Source organism: Streptomyces sp. R41 (assembly GCF_041053055.1).
In the GTDB taxonomy this organism is placed as follows: domain Bacteria; phylum Actinomycetota; class Actinomycetes; order Streptomycetales; family Streptomycetaceae; genus Streptomyces.
The window spans coordinates 4,331,201-4,354,342 of the sequence record NZ_CP163443.1 but is presented as its reverse complement, the minus strand read 5'-3'; the positions used below and the strand labels follow the sequence as shown (position 1 = coordinate 4,354,342).

Sequence of the window (23,142 nt, the reverse complement as noted above, 5' to 3'; positions counted from 1 at the left end):
CCCGCTCATCTCACCTTGCGGCATAGCGTCGGAGCAGACCGGACACCCCGCGTCACGGCGTTACGTCGAAAGAGAAGAGACCGTACTTCCTTCAACGTCACGCAACGGCGCGCGACAGGAGCCAGAGGACAATGCAGACCAAGCTGGACGAAGCCAAGGCCGAGCTGCTCGAACGGGCCGCCCGGGTAGCTGAGAACAGCCCGGTCGGGGGGCACCTACCGACTGGGACGACGCGCGAGGGCACCCCTGACAAGGACACCGTGCTCGCGTTCCTCCAGCGCTACTACCTGCACACCGCCCCGGAGGACCTCACCGACCGCGACCCGGTCGACATCTTCGGAGCCGCCTTCTCGCACTACCGACTGGCCGAGAACCGCCCGCAGGGCACGGCCAACGTGCGGGTCCACACCCCGACCGTCGACGAGAACGGCTGGACCTGCAGCCACTCCGTCGTCGAGGTGGTCACCGACGACATGCCCTTCCTCGTCGACTCGGTCACCAACGAGCTCTCCCGCCAGAACCGTGGCATTCACGTCGTCATTCACCCGCAGTTCGTCGTACGGCGTGATCTGACCGGCAAGCTCATCGAGGTGCTGCCCGGCCGGCCCACCGCCGAGGAGCTTCCGCACGACGCCCACATCGAGTCCTGGATCCACGTCGAGGTCGACCGCGAGACCGACCGCGCCGATCTGAAGCAGATCACCGCGGACCTGCTGCGCGTCCTGTCCGACGCCCGTGAGGCCGTCGAGGACTGGGAGAAGATGCGTGACTCGGCGCTGCGCATCGCGGAGGAGCTGCCCAAGGAGCCGACCGCCGACGACCTGCGTGACCAGGAGGTGGAGGAGGCCCGTGAGCTGCTGCGCTGGCTCTCGGACGACCACTTCACGTTCCTGGGATACCGGGAGTACGAGCTGCGCGACGACGACTCGCTCGCGGCCGTACCCGGCACCGGACTCGGCATCCTGCGCTCCGACCCGCACCACGCCGGCGAGGACAGCCACCCCGTCAGCCCGTCCTTCGAGCGGCTGCCCGCCGACGCCCGCGCCAAGGCCCGCGAGCACAAGCTGCTGGTGCTGACCAAGGCGAACAGCCGGGCGACCGTGCACCGGCCGTCGTACCTCGACTACGTCGGCGTCAAGAAGTTCGACGAGCACGGGAACGTCATCGGGGAGCGCCGCTTCCTCGGGCTCTTCTCGTCCGCCGCGTACACCGAGTCCGTGCGCCGTGTGCCCGTCATCCGCCGCAAGGTGGAGGAAGTCCTCAAGGGCGCCGGGTTCTCGCCCAACAGCCACGACGGGCGCGACCTGCTCCAGATCCTGGAGACCTACCCGCGCGACGAGCTCTTCCAGACGCCGGTCGACGAGCTGCGCTCGATCGTCACGTCCGTCCTGTACCTGCAGGAGCGGCGGCGGCTGCGGCTCTACCTGCGCCAGGACGAGTACGGGCGCTACTACTCCGCCCTCGTCTATCTCCCGCGCGACCGCTACACCACCGGCGTACGCCTGCGGATCATCGACATCCTCAAGGAAGAGCTGAACGGCACCAGCGTCGACTTCACGGCCTGGAACACCGAGTCGATCCTGTCCCGGCTGCACTTCGTGGTCCGGGTCCCGCCGGGCACCGAGCTGCCGCAGCTGTCCGACGTCGACAAGGACCGCATCGAGGCGCGGCTCGTCGAGGCCGCCCGCTCCTGGGCCGACGGCTTCGGGGAGGCGCTGACCGCCGAGTTCGGTGAGGAGCGCGCCGCCGAGCTGCTGCGCCGCTACGGCAACGCCTTCCCCGAGGGCTACAAGGCGGACCACAACCCGCGTGCCGCCGTCGCCGACCTGGTCCACCTGGAAGCGCTCACCCGTGACAAGAGCAAGGACTTCGCGCTCAGCCTGTACGAGCCGGTGGGCGCGGCGCCCGGCGAGCGCCGTTTCAAGATCTACCGCACCGGCGAGCAGGTCTCGCTCTCCGCGGTGCTGCCCGCCCTCAACCGCATGGGCGTCGAGGTCACCGACGAGCGCCCGTACGAACTGCGCTGCTCGGACCGTACGACCGCCTGGATCTACGACTTCGGGCTGCGCCTGCCCAAGTCCCTGATCGGCAACGGCGACTCCCTCGGAGACGACGGCCGCGAGCGGTTCCAGGACGCCTTCTCCGCCACCTGGACCGGGCAGGCCGAGAACGACGGCTTCAACGCCCTCGTCCTGAGCGCCGGGCTGACCTGGCGGCAGGCGATGGTGCTGCGCGCGTACGCGAAGTACCTGCGCCAGGCCGGTTCCACCTTCAGCCAGGACTACATGGAGGACACCCTCCGCAACAACGTCCACACCACCCGGCTGCTGGTGTCGCTCTTCGAGGCGCGGATGTCGCCGGACCGCCAGCGCGCCGGTGTCGAGCTGACCGACGCGCTGATGGAGGAGCTGGACGCCGCGCTCGACCAGGTCGCGTCGCTGGACGAGGACCGGATCCTGCGGTCCTTCCTCAACCTCATCAAGGCGACCCTGCGCACGAACTTCTTCCAGGAGGCGCTGGGTGCCAAGTGGCACGAATACGTCTCCATGAAGTTCGACCCGACGGCCATCCCGGACCTTCCGGCGCCGCGACCGGCGTACGAGATCTGGGTGTACTCGCCGCGGGTCGAGGGCGTGCACCTGCGCTTCGGCAAGGTCGCGCGAGGCGGCCTGCGCTGGTCCGACCGGAAGGAGGACTTCCGTACGGAGATCCTCGGCCTGGTCAAGGCGCAGATGGTCAAGAACACCGTCATCGTGCCGGTCGGCGCGAAGGGCGGCTTCGTCGCCAAGCAGCTGCCCGACCCGTCCGTGGACCGCGACGCCTGGATGGCCGAGGGCATCCGCAGCTACAAGACCTTCATCTCCGCGCTGCTCGACATCACCGACAACATGGTGGCCGGTGAGGTCGTGCCGCCCGCGGACGTGGTCCGGCACGACGAGGACGACACGTATCTCGTGGTCGCCGCCGACAAGGGCACCGCGACGTTCTCCGACATCGCCAACGAGGTCGCGGAGAGCTACAACTTCTGGCTCGGCGACGCCTTCGCCTCGGGCGGAAGCGCCGGTTACGACCACAAGAAGATGGGCATCACCGCCCGCGGTGCCTGGGAGTCCGTGAAGCGGCACTTCCGGGAGCTGGGCGTCAACACCCAGACGCAGGACTTCACCGTGGTCGGCGTCGGTGACATGTCCGGTGACGTGTTCGGCAACGGCATGCTGCTGTCCGAGCACATCCGCCTGGTCGCCGCCTTCGACCACCGGCACATCTTCATCGACCCGACCCCGGACGCGGAGACCTCGTACGCCGAGCGCCGCCGCCTCTTCGCGCTGCCGCGCTCCTCGTGGGCGGACTACAACAGCGAGCTGATCTCGGCCGGCGGCGGTGTGTTCCCGCGTACCGCCAAGGCCATCTCGATCAACGCGCACATCCGCGAGGCCCTCGGCATCGAGGCCGGCATCGCCAAGATGACCCCGGCCGACCTGATGAAGGCGATCCTCAAGGCGCCGGTCGACCTGCTGTGGAACGGCGGCATCGGTACGTACGTGAAGTCGTCCGCCGAGTCGCACGCGGACGTCGGCGACAAGGCCAACGACGCGATCCGCGTCGACGGTGCCGACCTTCGCGTCAAGGTCGTCGGCGAGGGCGGCAACCTGGGTCTGACCCAGCTCGGCCGGATCGAGTTCGCCCAGCACGGCGGCAAGATCAACACCGACGCCATCGACAACAGCGCGGGCGTGGACACCTCCGACCACGAGGTGAACATCAAGATCCTGCTCAACGCGGTGGTGGCCAACGGCGATCTGACCGTCAAGCAGCGCAACAAGCTGCTCGCCGAGATGACCGACGAGGTCGGCGCCCTGGTCCTGCGCAACAACTACGCGCAGAACGTGGCGATCGCCAACGCGCTGGCCCAGTCCGGGAGCATGCTCCACGCCCAGCAGCGGTTCATCCGCCACCTGGTGCGCGAGGGTCACCTCGACCGTGCCCTCGAGTTCATGCCCACCGAGCGGCAGATCCGCGAGCGGCTCAACAGCGGGCAGGGCCTGACCGGTCCGGAGACGGCCGTCCTCCTCGCGTACACGAAGATCACGGTCTCCGACGAGCTGCTCTCCACCTCGCTGCCCGACGACCCGCACCTGCAGAGCCTGCTCTTCGCGTACTTCCCGACGGCGCTGCGCGAGAAGTTCCGCGAGCAGATCGAAGCGCACGCGCTGCGCCGCGAGATCGTGACGACCGTCCTGGTCAACGACACGGTCAACACGGGCGGTACGAGCTTCCTGCACCGTCTGCGCGAGGAGACCGGTGCCTCGCTGGAGGAGATCGTCCGGGCGCAGACCGCTGCCCGCGCGATCTTCGAGTCGAGCAAGGTGTGGGACGCCGTGGAGGCGCTCGACAATGTCGTCGCCGCCGATGTCCAGACCCGGATCCGGCTGCACTCGCGCCGGCTCGTCGAGCGCGGCACGCGCTGGCTGCTCAACAACCGGCCGCAGCCGCTGCAGCTCGCCGAGACGATCGGCTTCTTCAGCGACGGTGTCGAGCAGGTCTGGTCCGAGCTGCCCAAGCTGCTGCGCGGCGCGGACCTGGAGTGGTACCAGCAGATCTACGACGAGCTGTCGGGCGCCGGCGTCCCGGACGAACTCGCCACCCGCGTGGCCGGGTTCTCCTCCGCCTTCCCGACGCTGGACATCGTCGCGGTGGCCGACCGCATGGGCAAGGACCCGATGGCCGTCGCCGAGGTCTACTACGACCTCGCCGACCGACTCGGCATCACTCAGCTCATGGACCGCATCATCGAGCTCCCGCGCGCCGACCGCTGGCAGTCCATGGCCCGCGCGTCGATCCGCGAGGACCTGTACGCGGCCCACGCGGCACTCACCGCCGACGTCCTGGCGGTGGGCAACGGCACCTCGACTCCCGAGCAGCGCTTCAAGGCCTGGGAGGAGAAGAACGCGGCGATCCTCGGACGGGCCCGCACGACTCTGGAGGAGATCCGGGGCTCGGACTCGTTCGACCTCGCGAACCTGTCGGTGGCGATGCGGACGATGCGGACGCTTCTGCGGACGCATTCGTAGTCCGTACGGGCGATGTCGTGCGGACGGCGATGCAGTCCGCCCGCGACGCGTACGTCGAGGGGGCGCCCCCGGTCCTGATGGCCGGGGGCGCCCCCCTTTTTTCTTGTCGATCTCTGGGGGAAACCGAACCTGAAATTTACCTATTGCTGATAAAAGGGACAATTGTGACTGTGAACCTCTCTGAGGGGCGGGCCCGTGTGGGCCGTCAGGCCCCCGCGCCGACCCTCGTCCCGCCCGTCGCCAGTCCCCGTCCCGGAGTCTTCGCGCGGACGCGGCGGATAGCTCTCGAGGTGGCCAAGTTCGGGGTCGTCGGCGGTAGCGGAGTCGCGGTCAACATGCTGCTCTTCAACCTCCTGCTGCACGGCCTGAAGTGGGCCCCGATGGCCGCCACGGTGATCGCCAGCTGCCTCGCCATGGGGACCAACTACCTGGGCTTCCGTTTCTTCGCGTACCGCGACCGGGCCTCGCGCACCAGGCGGCAGATCGTCCTCTTCTTCGCGTTCAGCGGGCTCGGCGTCCTCATGGAGAGCGGACTCTTCTACGTCGGCTATCACGGACTGGGCATGAGCAGCCCGCTCGGCTCGAACATCGCCAAGGTGCTGTCGATCGTGCTGGCCTCGGCCTTCCGCTTCCTCGTGTATCGGACGTGGGTGTTCCAACACACCAAGCACGGTCGGTAACACGGCACAGCGAGGAGGTATGTCTAGGATTAATAGGATGAATGTGGATCAGCGCCGCGCGCCCGTCGTATCCGAGGCCGTCCCCGCCGTGTCCGTGGTCGTCATCGTCTACAACGACGCCGACCGGCTGCCCACGGCCGTGCGCTCCGCCCTCGACCAGACGCTGCGGAGTGTCGAGGTCGTCGTCGTCGACGACCGGAGCACGGACGGTTCGTACGAGGTGGCGCGACGGCTGGCCGCCGAGCACCCCGACCGCGTACGCGCCTTCCAGCTGCCCGAGAACAGCGGTGGCTGTGGAGCTCCCCGCAACCACGGAATCGGCCGAGCCCGCGGCGAGTACGTCCTCTTCCTCGACAGCGACGACGTACTCGAGCGCAACGCCTGCCGCAACATGCTGGAGGCCGCCGAGAGCACCGGCGCCGACCTCGTCTCCGGCCTGTGCGTCCGGGTGCACGTCGACTCGCGCACGGGCAAGGAGGTCAAGTGGTATCCCTGGCTGTACGAGCGCACCCGCACCCTGGAGTCGATCTCCGAACTGCCGGACCTGCTGGTCTTCGACACGCTGTCCACGAACAAGTGCTACCGCCGGCGGTTCCTGCTCGATCAGGGACTGGAATTCCCTGTCGGCATCCACTACGAGGATCTGCTCTTCTCCGCCCAGGCGTATGTGGCCGCCCGCCGCATCACCCTCATCCCGAACCGGGTGTACGACTGGCGGATCGTGGAAAAGGCCGCCGCGAAGTCCATCAGCAACCGCCGCGACGAGATCGCCAACTTCACGCACCGGATGGAGATCCACCGCCGGGTCGACCAGCTCCTCGCGGACAACGGCCTGTTGGAGCTGAAGTTCGCCAAGGACGTCAAGTGGCTCAAGCACGACCTCGTGCTGCATCTGCGGGAGCTGCCGTTCCGGGACGCTTGCTACCGGCAGGAGTTCGCCGCGATCGCTCGCGAGTACCTGGAGTCCATCGACCGCGCCGCCTTCGACGAGACCGAGCCCATCCACGCCATCTGCGCCTATCTGCTGCAGAAGGGCGACTGGGACAACCTCCTGCCCGCCGTGGACACGCTCACCAACCGGGACAAGATCTCCTCACCGCTCGTCGAGCGCGACGGGCGCGTGTACTGGTGCGCCGAGCACCTCGACGAGGACCACGCCTTCGGCCGCCACGTCCTGGACGTCACCGAGCTCGGCCACCACACCAAGCCGGTCGAGAAGATGTTCCTGCGCAACGCGCTGACCTCCTATGAGGAGTCCCAAGGCAAGGTGCGGCTGGCCGGGCGGATCACCAACCCGCTGGGCGTCGTGCCGCCCGGCGCCCGGCTCGCCGGGGAGCTGGAGTTCTACGCCCGCCGCCCGGGTGTGCGCTTCCAGACCTTCCGCTTCCCCGTGGCGAGTGTGCGGCACGAGGGCGAGGCCCTCACCTGGGAGGCCTCGGCGGACCTCGCGGCGGTCAGGCCGCTGGGCATCGTGGACGCCGTGTGGGACGTACGACTCCACCTCGACGTCGACGACGTACGCACCACCACCCGGCTCACCGCCTCCGAGCCCGACCTGGCCGGCGGCCAGCTGCCCGTCCGGCCCCGCCTCACCCGGCTGGTCGCCGACCGCATCGAACCGATGGTCTCCTCACGCGGCCACCTCGCCTTCCGGCTCGTCCCCGACAAGAAGGCGAACGAACTCGTCCAGCGGGGTGTGCACGGCCGGGCCGCCACGCTCGCCAAGTCCGGCTACCGCAAGGCCAGGGCGCTGCGCAAGCAACTCACCTCAGGCGACACCAAACTCCGGCTGTACCACGAGGTGTTCAGCCGACTGCCGGTCAAGAAGGGCCTGGTCGTCTTCGAGAGCCACCTGGGCCGGCAGTACAGCGACAGCCCCAAGGCGATCTACGAGGAGATGCGCCGCCAGGGCCTGGAGTTCGAGGCGGTGTGGGCCTACGCGAACAGCCCCAAGGGATTCCCGGCCGACGCCGCCCTCGTACGCCGCTGGTCACTGCCGTATCTCAAGGCTCTCGCGCAGGCCGAGTTCTGGGTCGACAACCAGAGCTATCCGCTGAAGCTCGCCAAGCGGCGGGAGACGACGTACATCCAGACCTGGCACGGCTCCGCGCTCAAGCGGATGGGCTTCGACGAACCCGAGTGGAAGCTCAAGTCCCGCGCCGCGCAGGCCGAGCAGCAGCGCACCCTCGACCGCTTCGACCGGTTCCTGATCCGCTCCGAGCACGATGTGCGCACCCTCGCACGGGCGTTCCGGCTCCAGGAGCGGACGCTGCTGCGGGTGGGTTACCCGCGCAACGACGAACTGGTACGCGCCAAGGAGCGGGAGGAGGCCACCGGACGCCGTGAACGCGGGCCGCTCGCCGCCAAGCTGGGCATCTCGGAGGGCAAGCGGGTCCTGTTGTACGCCCCGACCTTCCGCCGGCGCGGCGGTGGGCAGCGGTTCGAGCTGCCCTTCGACGTCGAGCGTTTCGCCGACACCTTCGGCGACCGCTACGTCCTCCTGGTCCGCTCCCACTACCTCAACCACGTCGTACTCCCGCCGTCCGTGCGCGGACGCGTCATCGACGTCACCGCCCACCACGACATGACCCCGCTGCTGGCGCTCGCCGACGGTCTGATCACCGACTACTCGTCGGTGATGTTCGACTACGCCCTCCTCGACCGGCCGATGTTCTTCTTCGCCTACGACTACGAGGAGTACGTGCACGAGGGCCGCGGGACCTACTTCGACCTGTTGGAGAGGGCGCCCGGTCCCGTCGTACGCACTGAGGACGAACTGCACGCGGTGCTCGCCTCGTTGGAGGAACAGGTGACCAAGTACGCGGCCAGGCGGGAGCAGTTCATCGCCGAATTCGGCGAGTACGACAAGGGCACCGCCGCCCGGAGCATCGTCGAGCAGTTCTTCGCGCAGTGGAGGCGTGGATGACCGAGTATCCGCAGCGGGACATTTTCTTCGTCTCCAACAGCGTCGACGAACTGGGCGGGGTGACCAGCTGGTCGCACCAGATGGCCCGCCTGTTCACCGAGCGCGGCCACCGCGTTCACGTCGTCGGCATCACCGAGCCCGCGGTCGTCCAAAGGCTCGGCGAACTCCCTTACCCCACCACGACGTTGTACGACGTCCACCCGCCGCGTGTCGGCTCCGCGCGCGGCATCAAGGGGCGGCTCAACGTGGCCGAGCGGAAGCTGCGCGCCGAACGTGCGGCGGGGATGCGGGAGCAGGCCGCCAAGCTGACCGCGCTGTTCCGTGCCGCGCGCCCCGGTGCCGTCGTGATCGTCACGCAGGTGTGGGCCATGGAGTGGGTGGAGCTCGCCGACACGACCGGTCAGACCGTCATCGGCATGAGCCACGAGTCCTTCCGGTACGCGAGGACGACCTCGCGCTTCCGGCGGGTGCTCAAGCACTACAAGGACGTCGACCGGATGCTGGCGCTCACCCGCGAGGACGCCGACCTGTGGATCGGGCAGGGCATGAACAACGCCTCGTTCATGCCGAACCCCATCCCGTTCCTGCCCGAGGTGCCCTCGCCGCGCACCGAGAACGTCGTCGTCAGCGTCGGCCGGCTGCACGACCAGAAAGGCATCGACATACTCCTCGACACCTGGGCGGAGGTCGCGCCGCGCCACCCCGACTGGCGCCTGCGGATCTACGGCTCCGGCGAGGACGAGGACGAGGAGATCCTGAAGAAGCAGTGCACCGCGCTCGGACTCGACGACTCCGTGGAGTGGATGGGCAGTACGAGCGACGTACCGGGCGCCATGCGCGGCGGCTCCGTCTTCGTGCTGTCCTCACGCGGGGAGGGTTTCCCGCTCGTCCTCATGGAGGCCATGGCGACCGGCCTCCCGGCAGCCGCCTTCGACTGTGCCCCCGGTGTCCGCGAGATCATCCGCGACGGCGAGGACGGCCTCCTCGCCACCCTCGGCAACACCGGCGAACTCGCCCGCAGACTCGACACGTTGATGTCGGACAAGGGGCTGCGGGACGCGATGGGCGAGGCGGCGCGGGTGAACATCCAGCGCTACACGGCGGACGAGATCGTACGGAGGTGGGAGGAGTTGTTCGCGTTCTTGGAGAGGTAGGAGCGCCCCCTGTGGGGGCGCAGCCCCTTACTTCCCCGTGAACTTCTCGTACTCCTTGAGCACATCCTCCGTAGGCCCATCCATCCGCAGCTCTCCCCGCTCGAGCCACAGCACCCGGTCACACGTGTCCCGGATCGACTTGTTGTTGTGGCTGACGAGGAAGACGGTGCCCGCGGACTTGCGCAGCTCCCGGATCCGCTCCTCGGAGCGCTTCTGGAAGGAACGATCTCCCGTCGCCAGGGCCTCGTCGATCATCAGCACGTCGTGGTCCTTCGCGGCGGCGATGGAGAAGCGCAGCCGTGCCGCCATGCCGGAGGAGTACGTCCGCATGGGCAGGGTGATGAAGTCGCCCTTCTCGTTGATGCCGGAGAAGTCGACGATCTCCTGGTAGCGCTCGCGGACCTGTTCCCTGGACATGCCCATCGCGAGGCCGCCGAGGTAGACGTTGCGCTCGCCGGTGAGGTCGTTCATCAGGGCCGCGTTGACGCCGAGCAGTGAGGGCTGGCCGTCGGTGTAGATCTTGCCGTTCTCCACGGGGAGGAGGCCCGCGACCGCCTTGAGGAGGGTGGACTTTCCCGAGCCGTTGGTGCCGATCAGGCCGATGGCCTCGCCCCGGTAGGCCGTGAAGGAGACGCTCTTGACGGCGTGCACCTTGCGGACGCCCGCGGCCTGCTCGGCCTTCTTGCGGCGCAGGATGCGGTTGAGGGCGGCGGTGGCGCTGCCCTTCCCGGCGCCGGTGCCGTTGACGCGGTAGACGATGTCGACTCGGTCGGCGATGACGGTCGGGACGCGCGCGTCCTCGATGCCGGCCGCGGTCGTGGGCCGGATGTCCTGCGTGATGGTGTCAGCCACGTCCGTACGTCTCCTCGGCCTTCCAGAAGTAGATGAAGCCACCGACCCCGGCGAACAGCGCCCAGCCGATCGCCAGTGCCCACACGTGGTGCGGCAGCTGGTGCGCGTGGAAGCTGTCGATCAGCGCGAAGCGCATCAGGTCGATGTAGACGGCGGCCGGGTTGCTCGCGAGCGCGATCTCCACCCAGTGCGGCACGCTGCTGTGCTTGAGCATCTTGTCGATGCTCCACATGACACCGGAGACGTACATCCAGGTGCGCAGGATGAACGGCATGAGCTGCGCGATGTCCGGCGTCTTGGCACCCATCCGCGCCATGACCATCGCCACGCCCGCGTTGAAGACGAACTGCAGCACCAGCACGGGCACGGCCAGCAGCCACGAGGCGCTCACGGGCACGCCGAAGCAGAGCAGGATGACGATCAGCGCGGCCATCGAGAACAGCAGCTGCTGGAGCTGCTGGATGGCGTACGACACCGGCAGCGCGGCCCGCGGGAAGTGCAGCGCGCGGACCAGGCCCAGGCTGCCGGAGATCGCCCGGGTGCCCGCCATGATCGAGCTCTGGGTGAAGGTCCAGATGAAGACGCCGGTGACCAGGAACGGGATGAAGTCCGGCACACCGTGGCTGGTGCCGAGCAGCACACCGAAGATGAAGTAGTAGACCGCCGCGTTCAGCAGCGGGGTCATCACCTGCCAGATCTGGCCGAGCTTCGCCTGGCTGTACTGGGCGGTGAGCTTGGCAGTGGCGAAGGCGGTGATGAAGTGGCGCCGCGCCCACAGCTGACGGACGTACGCGGGCAGGGTCGGGCGGGCGCCGCTGACGGTCAGGCCGTACTGGGCGGCGAGCGCCGCGGCGTCGTCGGCGAGGGGGCCCGGTGTCGCTGTCGGGGGCGGTGTGTGGAGGACCTGGCTCACATCCGCTGCTTTCGCTCGGGGGTGGAGTGCGCGGGGTCCGTCCTTAACGTTTCTTACTGCGCCTTTGCCAGCTTCTTACGTCGGGACGGGACCGTATCGTCGCAACGCGAGCGTAGGCCTTCCAGACGTCGGAACGCAACCGTTTCGTCGTAACGGCCTATGCTGGTCCGTATGACGACGAACGCCGATGCCCCCAAGACGCAGCCGCGCCGAAGGGCCCCCGCGGGGGCGGCCGTCCTTCGGGAGGATGTGACCGAAGCCATCCGCGCCGCCGTCTTCGAGGAACTCGCGGCCGTCGGCTACGCCCGGATGTCCATCGAGGGCATCGCGCGCCGCGCCGGCGTCGGCAAGACCGCCGTCTACCGGCGCTGGCGGTCCAAGCTGCATCTGGTGCTCGACCTGGTCTCCGCGGTCGCGGTCCAGGGGCTGCCCGCCCCTGACACGGGCTCCCTGGAGGGCGATCTGCGTCTGCTGTACGAGGTCACCTCGCGCGCCCTGCGCCACCCCGTCGCCGGGCAGATCATCCCCGACCTCCAGGCCGAGGCGGCCCGCAACCCCGACATCGCGGACGCCATGCAGAAGGCGCTGCGCGAGGGCCAGCAGGGGGTCGCGAGCGGGATCGTCGCGGCGGCGGCCGCGCGGGGCGAGGTGCGCGAGGGCATCGACCTGGAACTCGCGCTCGACCTGATGTCCGGGCCCCTGTACTGGCGGGCGGTCGTGGTCCGCGGGCCCAAGCTGCCCAAGGGGTACCTGGCGAGTCTGGCCCGGGCCACGGCGGCGGCGCTCAAGGCGTTGTGATCACGCGGCGGCCTCCGAGGAGACCGGTCACGCTGTTGCCCGGCGGCCCTTGAGGAGACCGGTCACGCCGTTGTCCGGCGGCCCTTGAGGAGGTTGACGCCTGCTCCCAGCGAGACGACGCCCATGCCGACCGCGGTCATGACGCCCTGCGTGCCGTCGACCACGAAGGGGGCGGCCGCGGCGACGGCGAGGTTGAACAGGAACAGGAACCAGAGGACGGGCTTCGAGGCGAGCAGCGACTTCATGAGGAGTTTCCTTTCGGGCGGGGCCCCTGCGGGTGGGCCGTGAGCCCCGAGCGCGGGGCCGTGAACTTCCGAGATCAACGATCCCGTGGGCCGCTGGCCGCCACGAGGGAGTGCGCTGCCGAATCGATGGTGCAGCTGGCTGCACCATCGCGCAGCTAATCTGATCGGCATGTGGAAGACGGTGCGGCAGGCGGCGCGGGCCACGGTCCAGCTCGCGACGGCCGCCGTGCTGGCCTTCGGCTCGATCATCTTCATCACCGTGCTGCTGATCGCGGCCGTCGGCACGCTCGCCGTGGTCGGTGCCGGGCTGCTGCCGGAGACGGTGCTGCTGATACGGCGGATGGCCGGGGCCAAGCGGCGCATGGTCGCCGCGTGGACGGGCCGGGAGATCCCCGAGGCGTATCTGACCATCGAGGGCCCGCTGCGCGAGCGGCTGCGCACGGCGGTCCGCGACCCCGGCACCTTCACCGACCTGCGCTGGATGGTCCTGCACTACGGCTATGGCTTCCTCGTGCTGCCGGCACTGCCGCTGTGGCCGCTGGGCCTGGTCGTCGACGGCGTGTGGCAGGGGCTGCTGGGTCGCGAGGCCGTCGTCCTCCCGCTGATCAGCCGGCTCGCCGACCTCGACGCGTCCTGGTCCACCGCCTTGCTCAAGCCGTCTCCGAAGGCGCGGCTGGCCGAGCGGGTCGAGGAGCTGACCGAGACCCGGGCGGGTGCGATCGCTGCGCACGGTGCCGAACTGCGCCGCATCGAACGGGACCTGCACGACGGCACGCAGGCACGCCTGGTCTCCCTCTCGATGCGGATCGGCCTCGCGAAACGGGCGTACGACCGCGACCCCGACGCCGCGCGCAAACTCCTCGACGACGCCCAGGACCAGGCCGAGGCGGCCCTGACGGAGCTGCGGCACGTGGTGCGCGGCATCCATCCGCCGATCCTCACCGACCGGGGACTCGCGGGCGCGGTACGGGCGCTCGCCGCGAGCAGCGGGCTCGATGTCACGGTGGGCGTCGAGGGACTGCAGGACGGGGACGAGAGCGGGGCCCGGGCCCCGGCTGCGGTCGAGGCGGCGGCGTACTTCGTGGTCGCCGAGTCGTTGACGAACGCGGCGAAGCACAGCGGGGCGGAGCGGGCGTCGGTCCAACTGCTCGGGCTGCCCGCCGGGTTGCGGGTGGTCGTACGGGACGAGGGGCGCGGCGGTGCCGGGGGCACCTCCCAGGCGTTCAGCTCTGGGGGAGAAGCCGGCGGCTCCGGGCTGCTCGGCATGCAGCGACGGGTCGCCGCGCTCGACGGGACGTTGACGCTGACCAGCCCCGCAGGGGGGCCGACGGTGATCGAAGTGGAGCTGCCGTGCGTGTGGTGACGGGAACGACCGGGGGAGCGCTGCCGTGCGTGTGGTGATCGCCGAGGACAACGCCCTGCTGCGGGAGGGGCTGGTGCTGCTGCTGACCTCGGCCGGGCACGAGGTCGTGGCCGTCGCGGGCAGCGGGCCCGAGGTGCTTCCGGCTCTCCTGAAGCATCGCCCGGACATAGCTGTCCTCGACGTCAGGATGCCGCCCGGCTTCCGCGACGAGGGACTGCGCGCGGCACTCGCCGCACGGGCGGAGATCCCCGGGCTGCCGGTGCTCGTGCTCTCGCAGTACGTCGAGGAGTCGTACGCGGCCGAGTTGCTCGGTGGCGGAGCGAGCGGGGTGGGCTATCTGCTCAAGGATCGCGTCGGCCGGGTCGACGAGTTCCTCGACGCGCTGGACCGGGTCGCGGCCGGCGGTACGGCCCTGGACCCCGAGGTCGTCACCGAACTCCTCACCCGCCGTCGTGACTCACCCCTCGACTCGCTCACCCCGCGCGAACGCGAGGTCCTCAAGCTGATGGCCGAGGGCCTCGACAACACGACCATCGGCAAGACGCTGGTCCTCTCCGACAGCGCCGTCAGCAAACACATCGGCAACGTGTTCCTGAAGCTGGACCTGCCGTCGACCGACAGCGGACACCGGAGGGTGCTGGCGGTACTGGCGTACCTCAACAGGAGGTCGTGAAGTCAGCGGTCGTCCCGGCCCTTTACGGCAAGGAAGCCGAACAGGTCGGGCACGCCGCCGGGCCCCGCCTCGGTGGTGCGCACGATCCGCAGGCCGGCCGCGGTGGTGGCGTTGAGGAGGTCCGAGAGCGGGAGGTGCCAGGCGCCGACACGGGCCCGGACGCCCGCCGGGTTCCACGCGTCGAAGCTGCGGGACCGGTCGGCGTACCGCTCGTCGAGCAGCACCCTCGGCCGGTCGCTCCAGTCGGCGAACGCGCCGATGAAGCACGGGTGCACCCCCAGATGCACGAACCGCCCACCGGGCCGCAGCACCCGGGCGACCTCCCTCAGCACGGCCGCGTAATCGGGCACGTCGGTATGGGCCAGCACACACGCGACAGTGGGCACGGCCCCGTCCCCGAACGGCAGCGCCGTCGCGTCACCCACGACGACGGGCAACCGCCGTACGGCATGCCTTAGTTGACCACCCGACAGATCCACACCGACTGGCGTCCACCCCAGCCCGGCCAACGCGGGCGCATGTGCCCCCGTCCCACAGCAGACGTCCAGACACGTCCCTTCGCCGGGCCCGAGGAGCTCCTCGATCGCGGCGTGCACCCGCTCGATGTACGCCCCTGCCGTACCGGCCGACATGAAGTCGTTGTACCAGTCGGCGTGTTCGTCATACGTCGCTGCGCTCGCCCTGGGTCCCATGCCGTTGATGCTAGGGAGAGCACCCACGACCGTATGGGGCTGTTCGCTCAGGGCATGGCGTCGTCCGGCTGTCCGGCCAGCCTGCGGGCGAGGTCGGTGAGTTCCGCGGCCCGCAGGACTCGTCCACCCGAGCCCGGCAGCGGAACGTGCAGCACCTCGGTCCACCGTTCTGGGATGGCGCCCGCTCCGTATACGGCGCCTGCGAGGCCGCCGGTCACGGCCGCGACGGTGTCCGTGTCGCCGCCGAGGTCGATCGCGGCGCGTACGGCGTCCTCGTACGATTCGGTGGTGCGCAGGGCCCAGACGGCGGAGCCGAGGCAGGGCCACACCGCGCCGTTGAATTCGGTTGCCTGGTCGGGGTGCCAGTCAGGGGCGAGGACGGTGGCGTAGCGGGCGCGGTGGTCCGGGTGGACGGCGCCGAGGGTCTCCGGGATCGCGCTGAGGGGGTCCCCTCCGTTCAGGGCGACTCGAACCAGTTCGTGGAAGAGCGCCGTGCCCTCCCAGGCCGCCCGGTCGCCGTGGGTGAGCGCGGCGATGCGGCGGGCGGCGGCCATGGTGGCGTCCCGGCCGTGCGGGGCGAAGTGGACGGCGGAGGTCGCCGCACGCATCAACGAGCCGTTTCCGGCGGCCCGTTGGTTCTCCTGGTAGTGGATGGCCGCGGCAAGGTCCCAGGGGTCTCCGCTGGTGAGGACGGCCTCGGTCTGCAGGCCCATGTCCTTGGGGTCGGCTGCCGCCCACCGCTGGAATCTGCGGAAGATGTCCGGGAGTTCGAGGCCGTCGTGCTCGAGGAGCGATTCGCCGACCAGCACGGCCATCTGCGTGTCGTCGGTGGCCTCCCCCGGGTCCCAGCCACCGCCTCCGCACATCTCCCCGCCGTACCCGGGGGTGGGGAAGCGGGCAGTGAACGCCCCTTCGGGACCGAACTCGAAGGGGGCCCCGAGGGCGTCGCCCACCGCCGAGCCGAGGATGGTGCCGGTAGCGGTCATTGGGGGAGCGTACGGGGGCGTCGGCGAGCCTGGGGCCCGGGGCTACGTGCGGCTCGCGCCGGGGTGCAGGCGTACCCAGCCCGCCCAGGCCGACGCGATCATGTCCTGGACGTCGTACTTGGCCTTCCAGCCCAGTTCGGTGGCGATGCGGTCGGCGGAGGCGACGACGCGGGCCGGGTCGCCGGGGCGGCGGGGGGTGGTGACCGGGGGGCGGTCGTAGCCGGTGAGGGCGTTGATGCGGTCGATCATCTCGCGGACCGAGACGCCTTCGCCGCGGCCGATGTTGAGCGTGAGGTCGCTGCCGGGAGACGCCTCCAGGGCGCGGGCCGCGGCCACGTGGGCCTCGGCCAGGTCGACCACGTGGATGTAGTCGCGGACGCACGTTCCGTCGGGGGTGGGGTAGTCGTCGCCGAAGATGCGTGGGGGCGCGTTCTCCGTGAGCTTTTCGAAGACCATGGGGATGAGGTTGAAGACGCCCACGTCGGCCAGTTCCGGGGATGCCGCTCCGGCCACGTTGAAGTAGCGGAGGGAGGCGGTGGACAGGCCCGTGGCGCGGCCCGTCGCGCGGACCAGCCACTCGCCCGCCAGCTTCGTCTCGCCGTACGGGCTCATCGGCACGCACGGCGTCTCCTCGGTGACCAGGTCCACGTCCGGCATGCCGTACACCGCGGCGGACGACGAGAAGACGAACGAGCCGACCCGCGCGGCCGTCACCGCCTCCAGCAGCACCCGCAGGCCCTCGACGTTCTCCCGGTAGTAGTGCAGCGGGAGGTCCACCGACTCGCCGACCTGCTTCTTCGCCGCCAGATGCACGACGCCGGTGACGGAGTGCTCGGTGAGTGTCCGGGACACCAGCTCGCAGTCCAGGGTCGAGCCGACCACCAGCGGGACATCGGCGGGTACCCGCTCCGCGATCCCCGTGGACAAGTCGTCGTAGACCACGGCCTGTTCGCCCGCGTCGAGCATCGCGCGCACGACGTGCGCCCCGATGTAGCCGGCGCCGCCGGTGATCAGCCAGGTCATGTGCGACCGTCCCCTCGTCAGTGAGCCCGTGGTGGTGCGTGTGTCGTGCGGTCGCGTATCAGTGAACCAGGCGTTTGAGGCGGCGGCGTACTACATCGGTCATTCCTCTCCATCCGGACGCCGTGCGCAGCGCGAGCGCCCCCGCGTGCGTGCGGTACGGCTGCACGAGCAGGACGCCGTGGCGGGCGTCCGGGACCGCGCGGCGGCGCAGCAGGCCGGGGCCCGTGAGCGCGTGCGCGGTGGCCTCCCGGCTGCTGCCGTCGCGAAAGCGGAGCTCCAGCCGGAGATCCCACGTGCCCGCGCCCAGCGCCGCCAGGTCCACCGGCGTCTGGGCCGTCCAGACGTCGCCGTACCGGTCCGCCAGGAAGTTCACCTCGCGGCGCAGTCCCACCCGGCCCTCCTCCCGGTGCACGAACTCCACGCCCACCGACGTCGGACCCGCCTGAGCCATCCGCCCGTACAGCTCGTGCAGACGCAGCCGCAGCCGGGTGCCACGCGCGCGGGGCCGCAGTTCGGCGTCGACGGCGGCCGGCAGCAGGTGGGCGGGGCGCGTCAGGAAATGGTCCAGCGTGACCTGGGGGAGGTCGTCCGACCAGATGGGCGTGGTGTCGGAGGCGCGGGCGTACGGCGGGAGCAGCCGGGCCGGGCGGGCCGCGAGCTCCTTGAGGCGGGGCAGGTCGCGGGGTGCGGGGGAGGCCAGTACGACGCGGGCGACGAGGCGGCCGGGGGCGGTCGGATTGACGGTGAAGTCGGTCGCGTCGAAGGACGAGAGATAGGCGCGCGTGAGCTCCCACCAGGCGCGCCGGTACTCCGGGTCGCGCAGTTCGAGTTCGCGCGTGTACATCCGCAGCTCGTGGTCGAGGAACTTGGCGTGCACCGCCCGCGCGAGCCCCTTCTCGCCTGCGCCGAGCAGGATCTCGTACGCGGCCCGGTTCGCATCGGTCCTGGCCCGCCAGTTGGCGATGTCCGCGCGGTCGAGCGAGATCGAGAGGTGTGCGGCCTCGCGCCGTACATGCCAGATGTACACCGTGTCGGGTACGAGCGCGATACGCGGCCCGGCGGCCAGCACGCGCGCGGTGAACACGAAGTCCTCGTAGTGGAAGCGGCCCTCGGGGAAGCGGATCCCGTGCCGGCGCAGGAAGTCGGTGCGGTACAGCTTGTTGACGCAGAGCGTGTCGCGGACCAGGCGCGTGCGCCGCGCGGGGTGGGAGACGAGGGCGGGCTTCGCGTAGAGCGCGCGCTCCCAGGGCACCTCGCGGCCCGAGGGCAGCTCGCGGCGCACGCACAGCCCGGCCGCGACCTGCGCGCGCTGCCCGTCCGCGGCCGCGAGCAGCGCGTCCACCGCGCCGGGCGGCAGCACGTCGTCGCTGTCCAGGAACATCACGTAGGGGGCCGTCGCCGCGTCGATTCCGTCGTTGCGGGGAGTGCCGCAGCCGCCGCTGTTGACCGCGCGGCGGATCACTCTCAGGCGCGGCTCGGCGGCGGCGAGGCCGTCGAGGAGGGCCGCGCTGCCGTCCGTCGAGCAGTCGTCCACGGCTATCACCTCACGGACGGCCGGGCCCTGGGCGAGCGCCGAGCGCACCGCTTCCCTCACGTGGGTGGCGTCGTTGTACCCGATGACGACCACACTGACCTGCGCGTGCTGAGAGCTCATGGGATCCACGGGCCGAAACGGTAGGTGTTGCGGGTAATTTTCCGTTAAGAGGCACTTAGTGTCTCGTGCGGAAGACGGCAGGAATCGGGTGCGGGTTCCGTGGAGGCCCGTCTGATTTGACCCGGTCTGCCGTATCTGTCATGGCCATGGGAAGGCCCGACCGCCACAGCCGCGCGAACGACATCCCCGCCGCCGTCGCCAGCAGACCGTTGCGTACGAGCATCAGCAGGCAGCCCGTCCAGGTGCTGTGGACGACTTCCCCGTACAGGCCGGGGTACGCCACCGAGCTGACCGCCGTCGCCGCCACGATCAGTGCGGCCACCGGGCGCTGTGTGGTGTGCCGCGAGGTCAGGCACACGGCGGACAGACCGAGCAGCCACACCATGTACTGGGGGCTGATCACCCGGCTCGTCACCGTGAACAGCAGCACGGCGGCGAGCGCGGCGTCGTACGCGGTCGCCGCTGTCCAGTGCCGCGCCCGCACCCGCCACAGCAGCAGGAGCCCGAACGCGGCGAGCGTGAGGGCAAGCGAGACGGCGGCCACCACGGAGACGTACGGGCCGACGAACTCCATCGCTCCGTACTGGTAGCGCGCCTTGCCCGGCCACCCGGCGCGGCGCGCGAAGCCCAGGACCGTGCCCCCGAGCGACTCGATCTGCACGCCCCGGCCGCCCTGCTGGCGAAGGAAGTCGAACGGGTCGCGGAAGACGGCCGTCAGAAGCGCGAGCAGCGCGGCCGCCGTGATCACCGCCGATGTCCAGACCTCCCGGGTCGTACGGCCCCGGGGTGTCCCGATCAGCGTCAGCGCGGGCCAGACCTTCACCAACGCCCCCAGTGCGGCGAAGGCGCCGCACGCGCGCGTGGAGCGCGACAACGTCAACAGCGAGATGACGGCGAAGGCGGTGACCTGGACGTCGTACCGGGCGAGCGGGATGTGCAGGAGCAGGGGGAGGCCCCCTGTCCACAGGGCGGCCCCGCGCAGGCTGCGCCCGGGGCGTCGCCCCGCGCGCGTGAGGGCATAGGTGATCCCGGCGTCCGCGACGAGCGTGAGGGTCACGAAGGCCGTGAAGTATGTCAGCGTCGGCAGCAGGGCGGGCGCGAGCAGCACCGGGCCCGCGCCCGGCGGGTACTGCCACAGGCGGTCGCCCACCGGAAACGCGCCCTGCGACAGGACGCCGTACCAACGGAAGTACAGGTGCCCCACCTCGCGCGAGACCCCGCCCCGGCCGAGCGCGTCGAGGTCGTCGTGGGCGAGCAGCCACAGCATCAGGGAGCGGGTGGCGAGCCAGGCGGCGGCGAGGGCAAGCACGTGGTGGGGTCTCTTCAAGGCGCTCATCAAGCCCGGATCGTAATCCGCATGGATGCCTCACAACAGTTGATACGCCGTCAATACCGTTCAGACGTTGGTTAATAGCAAAAAATCGGTCCCATGCTGAGTACGTGGGTGAGGTGGTCCGGGGCCGGGCGTTCGGCGGCGGCGGCCGTGCTGCTGCCCGTGTCCGCCATGCTGGCGATCGGGCTCTGGGGGCTCGACCGCGGCGGCATGTGGCGGGACGAGGCGGTGACGTTCCAGGTCGCGCGGCGCTCGGTGCCGCAGATCTGGCAGCTGCTGCACTCCGTCGACGCGGTGCACGGCCTGTACTACCTCCTGATGCACGCCGCCCTCGCCCCGCACCCCGGCGAGGTCGCCCTCCGACTCCCCTCGGTCTGCGCCGCCGCCACCACCGCGGGCCTCGTCGCGGCCCTCGGCGTCCGCCTGTGCCGCCCGCGGGTCGGCCTGTGGGCGGGGCTGTTGTACGCCGTCACGCCCATGGCCGGGCACTTCGCGCAGGAGGGCCGGTCCTACGCGCTCGTCGCGGCCGGGGCGGCGGGGGCGACGGTGCTGCTGGTGCGGGTCATGGAGGTCCCCCCTGTTCGAGCGAAGACCGGAACTTGGGGGAGGGCGGCGGGCTGGTGGGCGTACGGAGGGGTGGTCGCCGTCACGTGTCTGCTGCACGAGCTGGCGGTGCTCCTGCTGCTCGCGCACGCGGGAACGCTGGCGCTCGTGCGGGTGCCGGCGCGGGTGTGGCGGCGATGGGGGTGCGCGGCGGGAGCCGCCGTCCTGGCGCTGGTGCCGCTCGTCCTCGTCTCGCGGGGGCAGTCGGCGCAGGTCGCGTGGCTGCCGCGGCCCGGTGCCGGGAGCGTGGAGCGGCTGCTGGCGGCGTTCACCGGGCCGACGCTGCTGGTGGTCGTGCCGTACCTGGTCCTCATCGCCCTCGCCGTGCGGCCGCCGTTCGTGCGCCGGGGAGAGCTGTCGCTCCCGGCGGTCGCCCTGCCCCTGATGGTGGTCCCGCCGGTGGTGCTGATGACCGCCTCGCAGTTCTGGCCGCTGTACGACGACCGGTATGTGCTGTACGCCCTCGCCGGGGCGCCACTGCTCGCCGCGGCGGGCGCCGAACGGCTGGTGGGTCTGATGCCCCGGCTGCGCCTCACCGTCCCCACCGGACCGCGCGTCACCCTCACCGGCGTCCTGACCATCACCCTCACCTTCGCCGTCCAGCTCCCCCTGCTCCGCCAGGACCGCACCGCCGATTACCGCGCCGACAACCTCGCCGCCGTCTCCGCCACCGCCCGCCGCGAACTGCGCCCCGGCGACCCGGTGCTGTTCCTGCCCTCGATCGTGCGGCGGTCGGCGCTGGCGTATCCGAAGGGCTTCCGCGGGATCCGGGATGTCGCGCTCAGCGCGCCGGGGCCGGCCTCCGGAACGCTGTACGGGCTGGAGGCGGACCCGGGAGAACTGCGCCGCCGCCTGGCCCGGCTCGACCGGGTGTGGGTGGTCGCCGAGCCGTTCGCGCTGCGCCCGGCCTGGTATCCGGCCAGCCCGACCGAACGGGTCAAACTCGCCGTGGTCGACGAGGAGTTCGTACCCCTGGATGAGGTCGTACGAAAAGGCGTGACGCTGCGCCTGTACGTGCGCAGGGCGCCCACGCAGGACATGGGCTGGGCGATCGGCTAGACGCAGCCCGGCGTCTCCTCCAGTGCCGCCTCGTCCAGTGCCGCCGTCAGGCGGTCGAGGCGGGCCCGGAGCTCGCGGATCTCTTCGAGGCCGGCGCCCGTGGCCGCGGCGATCCGGCGCGGCACATGCAGGGCGCGCTCGCGCAGGGCGACGCCCTCGTCGGTGAGGTGGACGTGCACGGAGCGCTCGTCCCGGGCGTTGCGCTCACGTCGTACGAGACCGGCCGCCTCCAGGCGCTTGAGCAGCGGCGACAGTGTCCCGGAGTCCAGTCGCAGGTGCTCGCCGACCTTCTTGACGGGCAGCTCGCCGTGCTCCCACAGCACCAGCATCACCAGGTACTGGGGGTAGGTGAGCCCCAGGTCCTTGAGGATCACGCGGTAGACGCCGCCGAAAGCGCGCGAGGCGGCGTTCAAGGAGAAGCAGATCTGCTGGTCGAGGCGGAGGTAGTCCCCGTCGGACGGAGCGGACGGGGCCTGCGGGCTCGGGGCGGGCGTGGCGGTCATGACTCCAGGATAGCTCTTGCGAGCCATTTAGTTGTGCGCAATTGAATTGCGTGCTCTAATTAGGTCGTGAGGCGGTCGGACCGGCCGCCCTGGCAGGACTTTGACTTGAGAGGGACGGTCTCCATGGACGCGATCTACACCGCTGTCGCCACCGCCACCCACGGCCGCGAGGGCCGCGCAATCAGCTCCGACGGCAAGCTCGACGTGCAGCTGGCCCCGCCGGTTGAGCTGGGCGGGAACGGGCAGGGCACCAACCCCGAGCAGCTCTTCGCCGCCGGTTACGCCGCCTGTTTCGCCAGCGCCCTCGGCCTCGTCGGCCGCGCGGCCAAGGTCGACGTCACCGAGGCCGCGGTGACCGGTGAGGTCGGCATCGGCAAGCAGGGCGAGGGCTTCGGCCTCAAGGTGACGCTGCGCATCGAGCTGCCCGACTCCGTCGACGAGTCGACCGGCCGCAAGCTCGTCGAGCAGGCCCACCAGGTCTGCCCCTACTCCAACGCGACCCGCGGCAACATCCCGGTCGAGCTCGTCGTCGAGTAATTCCGGTTGTCGTGAACAACCCTCGTGCCCCGCGCCCGTAAGGGACGCGGGGCACAGAGCGATCAGCCCCCACCGG

General features: G+C 70.3%; 18 protein-coding genes. 9 read left to right on the top strand and 9 right to left on the bottom strand.

Features of this window, described 5'->3' with window-relative positions; genetic code table 11:
• Nucleotides 1-131: 131 nt before the first annotated feature.
• From AB5J53_RS19980 to AB5J53_RS19965, 4 genes are all read left to right on the top strand, one after another.
• Nucleotides 132-5,072 carry an NAD-glutamate dehydrogenase gene (locus AB5J53_RS19980; RefSeq protein WP_369247021.1) on the top strand — a complete coding sequence of 1,647 codons (4,941 nt, stop codon included), beginning with the start codon at nucleotides 132-134 and terminating at the stop codon, nucleotides 5,070-5,072.
• A gap of 170 nt (nucleotides 5,073-5,242) precedes the next feature.
• Entirely contained in the window at nucleotides 5,243-5,752 is a 510-nt protein-coding gene (locus AB5J53_RS19975; RefSeq protein ID WP_369247020.1) for a GtrA family protein, read from the top strand.
• 37 nt (nucleotides 5,753-5,789) lie between these two features.
• Nucleotides 5,790-8,678, top strand: a complete 2,889-nt coding sequence (locus AB5J53_RS19970; RefSeq protein WP_369247019.1) for a CDP-glycerol glycerophosphotransferase family protein — start codon at nucleotides 5,790-5,792, stop codon at nucleotides 8,676-8,678.
• Entirely contained in the window at nucleotides 8,675-9,832 is a 1,158-nt protein-coding gene (locus tag AB5J53_RS19965; protein WP_369247018.1) for a glycosyltransferase, read from the top strand. Before AB5J53_RS19970 ends, AB5J53_RS19965 begins: the two co-directional genes overlap by 4 nt.
• A 27-nt stretch (nucleotides 9,833-9,859) precedes the next feature.
• Here the strand turns inward: AB5J53_RS19965 and AB5J53_RS19960 are convergent, their stop codons facing one another.
• Nucleotides 9,860-10,672 (bottom strand): ABC transporter ATP-binding protein, encoded by an 813-nt coding sequence (locus AB5J53_RS19960; RefSeq protein WP_369252346.1) that lies wholly within the window; start codon nucleotides 10,670-10,672, stop codon nucleotides 9,860-9,862.
• Nucleotides 10,673-10,676: 4 nt separating this feature from the next.
• Complete coding sequence (locus AB5J53_RS19955; RefSeq protein WP_369247017.1) at nucleotides 10,677-11,597, bottom strand: ABC transporter permease; 921 nt, start codon at nucleotides 11,595-11,597, stop codon at nucleotides 10,677-10,679.
• Nucleotides 11,598-11,768: 171 nt separating this feature from the next.
• Between AB5J53_RS19955 and AB5J53_RS19950 the strand changes: the two genes are divergently transcribed.
• Nucleotides 11,769-12,395 (top strand): TetR/AcrR family transcriptional regulator, encoded by a 627-nt coding sequence (locus AB5J53_RS19950; RefSeq protein ID WP_369247016.1) that lies wholly within the window; start codon nucleotides 11,769-11,771, stop codon nucleotides 12,393-12,395.
• Nucleotides 12,396-12,457: 62 nt separating this feature from the next.
• Here the strand turns inward: AB5J53_RS19950 and AB5J53_RS19945 are convergent, their stop codons facing one another.
• Entirely contained in the window at nucleotides 12,458-12,640 is a 183-nt protein-coding gene (locus AB5J53_RS19945) for a hypothetical protein (protein ID WP_369247015.1), read from the bottom strand.
• A gap of 169 nt (nucleotides 12,641-12,809) precedes the next feature.
• Here AB5J53_RS19945 and AB5J53_RS19940 point away from each other — a divergent pair, with 169 nt between their 5' ends.
• Nucleotides 12,810-14,003 carry a histidine kinase gene (locus AB5J53_RS19940; protein ID WP_369247014.1) on the top strand — a complete coding sequence of 398 codons (1,194 nt, stop codon included), beginning with the start codon at nucleotides 12,810-12,812 and terminating at the stop codon, nucleotides 14,001-14,003.
• 25 nt (nucleotides 14,004-14,028) lie between these two features.
• Complete coding sequence (locus AB5J53_RS19935) at nucleotides 14,029-14,676, top strand: response regulator (RefSeq protein ID WP_369247013.1); 648 nt, start codon at nucleotides 14,029-14,031, stop codon at nucleotides 14,674-14,676.
• A 2-nt stretch (nucleotides 14,677-14,678) separates the two neighbouring features.
• Here the strand turns inward: AB5J53_RS19935 and AB5J53_RS19930 are convergent, their stop codons facing one another.
• Genes AB5J53_RS19930 through AB5J53_RS19910 form a run of 5 tightly spaced genes read right to left on the bottom strand, consistent with a single transcriptional unit; the run spans nucleotide 14,679 to nucleotide 20,367 of the window.
• Nucleotides 14,679-15,368, bottom strand: coding sequence for a class I SAM-dependent methyltransferase (locus AB5J53_RS19930; RefSeq protein WP_369247012.1), 690 nt, complete (start codon nucleotides 15,366-15,368; stop codon nucleotides 14,679-14,681).
• 47 nt (nucleotides 15,369-15,415) lie between these two features.
• Nucleotides 15,416-16,354 carry an ADP-ribosylglycohydrolase family protein gene (locus AB5J53_RS19925; protein WP_369247011.1) on the bottom strand — a complete coding sequence of 313 codons (939 nt, stop codon included), beginning with the start codon at nucleotides 16,352-16,354 and terminating at the stop codon, nucleotides 15,416-15,418.
• A 42-nt stretch (nucleotides 16,355-16,396) separates the two neighbouring features.
• Nucleotides 16,397-17,377, bottom strand: coding sequence for a UDP-glucose 4-epimerase GalE (galE, locus tag AB5J53_RS19920; RefSeq protein ID WP_369247010.1), 981 nt, complete (start codon nucleotides 17,375-17,377; stop codon nucleotides 16,397-16,399).
• 58 nt (nucleotides 17,378-17,435) lie between these two features.
• Nucleotides 17,436-19,031, bottom strand: a complete 1,596-nt coding sequence (locus AB5J53_RS19915) for a glycosyltransferase family 2 protein (protein ID WP_369247009.1) — start codon at nucleotides 19,029-19,031, stop codon at nucleotides 17,436-17,438.
• Between the two features lie 55 nt (nucleotides 19,032-19,086).
• On the bottom strand, nucleotides 19,087-20,367 hold the full coding sequence (locus AB5J53_RS19910) for a glycosyltransferase 87 family protein (protein WP_369247008.1): 1,281 nt from the start codon (nucleotides 20,365-20,367) through the stop codon (nucleotides 19,087-19,089).
• A gap of 93 nt (nucleotides 20,368-20,460) precedes the next feature.
• Here AB5J53_RS19910 and AB5J53_RS19905 point away from each other — a divergent pair, with 93 nt between their 5' ends.
• The gene (locus tag AB5J53_RS19905; protein ID WP_369247007.1) at nucleotides 20,461-22,026 is read left to right on the top strand and encodes a hypothetical protein; all 1,566 of its coding nucleotides are present in this window, start codon (nucleotides 20,461-20,463) and stop codon (nucleotides 22,024-22,026) included.
• Here AB5J53_RS19905 and AB5J53_RS19900 read toward each other — a convergent pair.
• Entirely contained in the window at nucleotides 22,023-22,529 is a 507-nt protein-coding gene (locus AB5J53_RS19900; RefSeq protein ID WP_369247006.1) for a MarR family winged helix-turn-helix transcriptional regulator, read from the bottom strand. The genes AB5J53_RS19905 and AB5J53_RS19900 overlap by 4 nt on opposite strands.
• A gap of 123 nt (nucleotides 22,530-22,652) precedes the next feature.
• Here AB5J53_RS19900 and AB5J53_RS19895 point away from each other — a divergent pair, with 123 nt between their 5' ends.
• On the top strand, nucleotides 22,653-23,066 hold the full coding sequence (locus tag AB5J53_RS19895) for an organic hydroperoxide resistance protein (RefSeq protein ID WP_369247005.1): 414 nt from the start codon (nucleotides 22,653-22,655) through the stop codon (nucleotides 23,064-23,066).
• Nucleotides 23,067-23,142 lie beyond the last annotated feature (76 nt).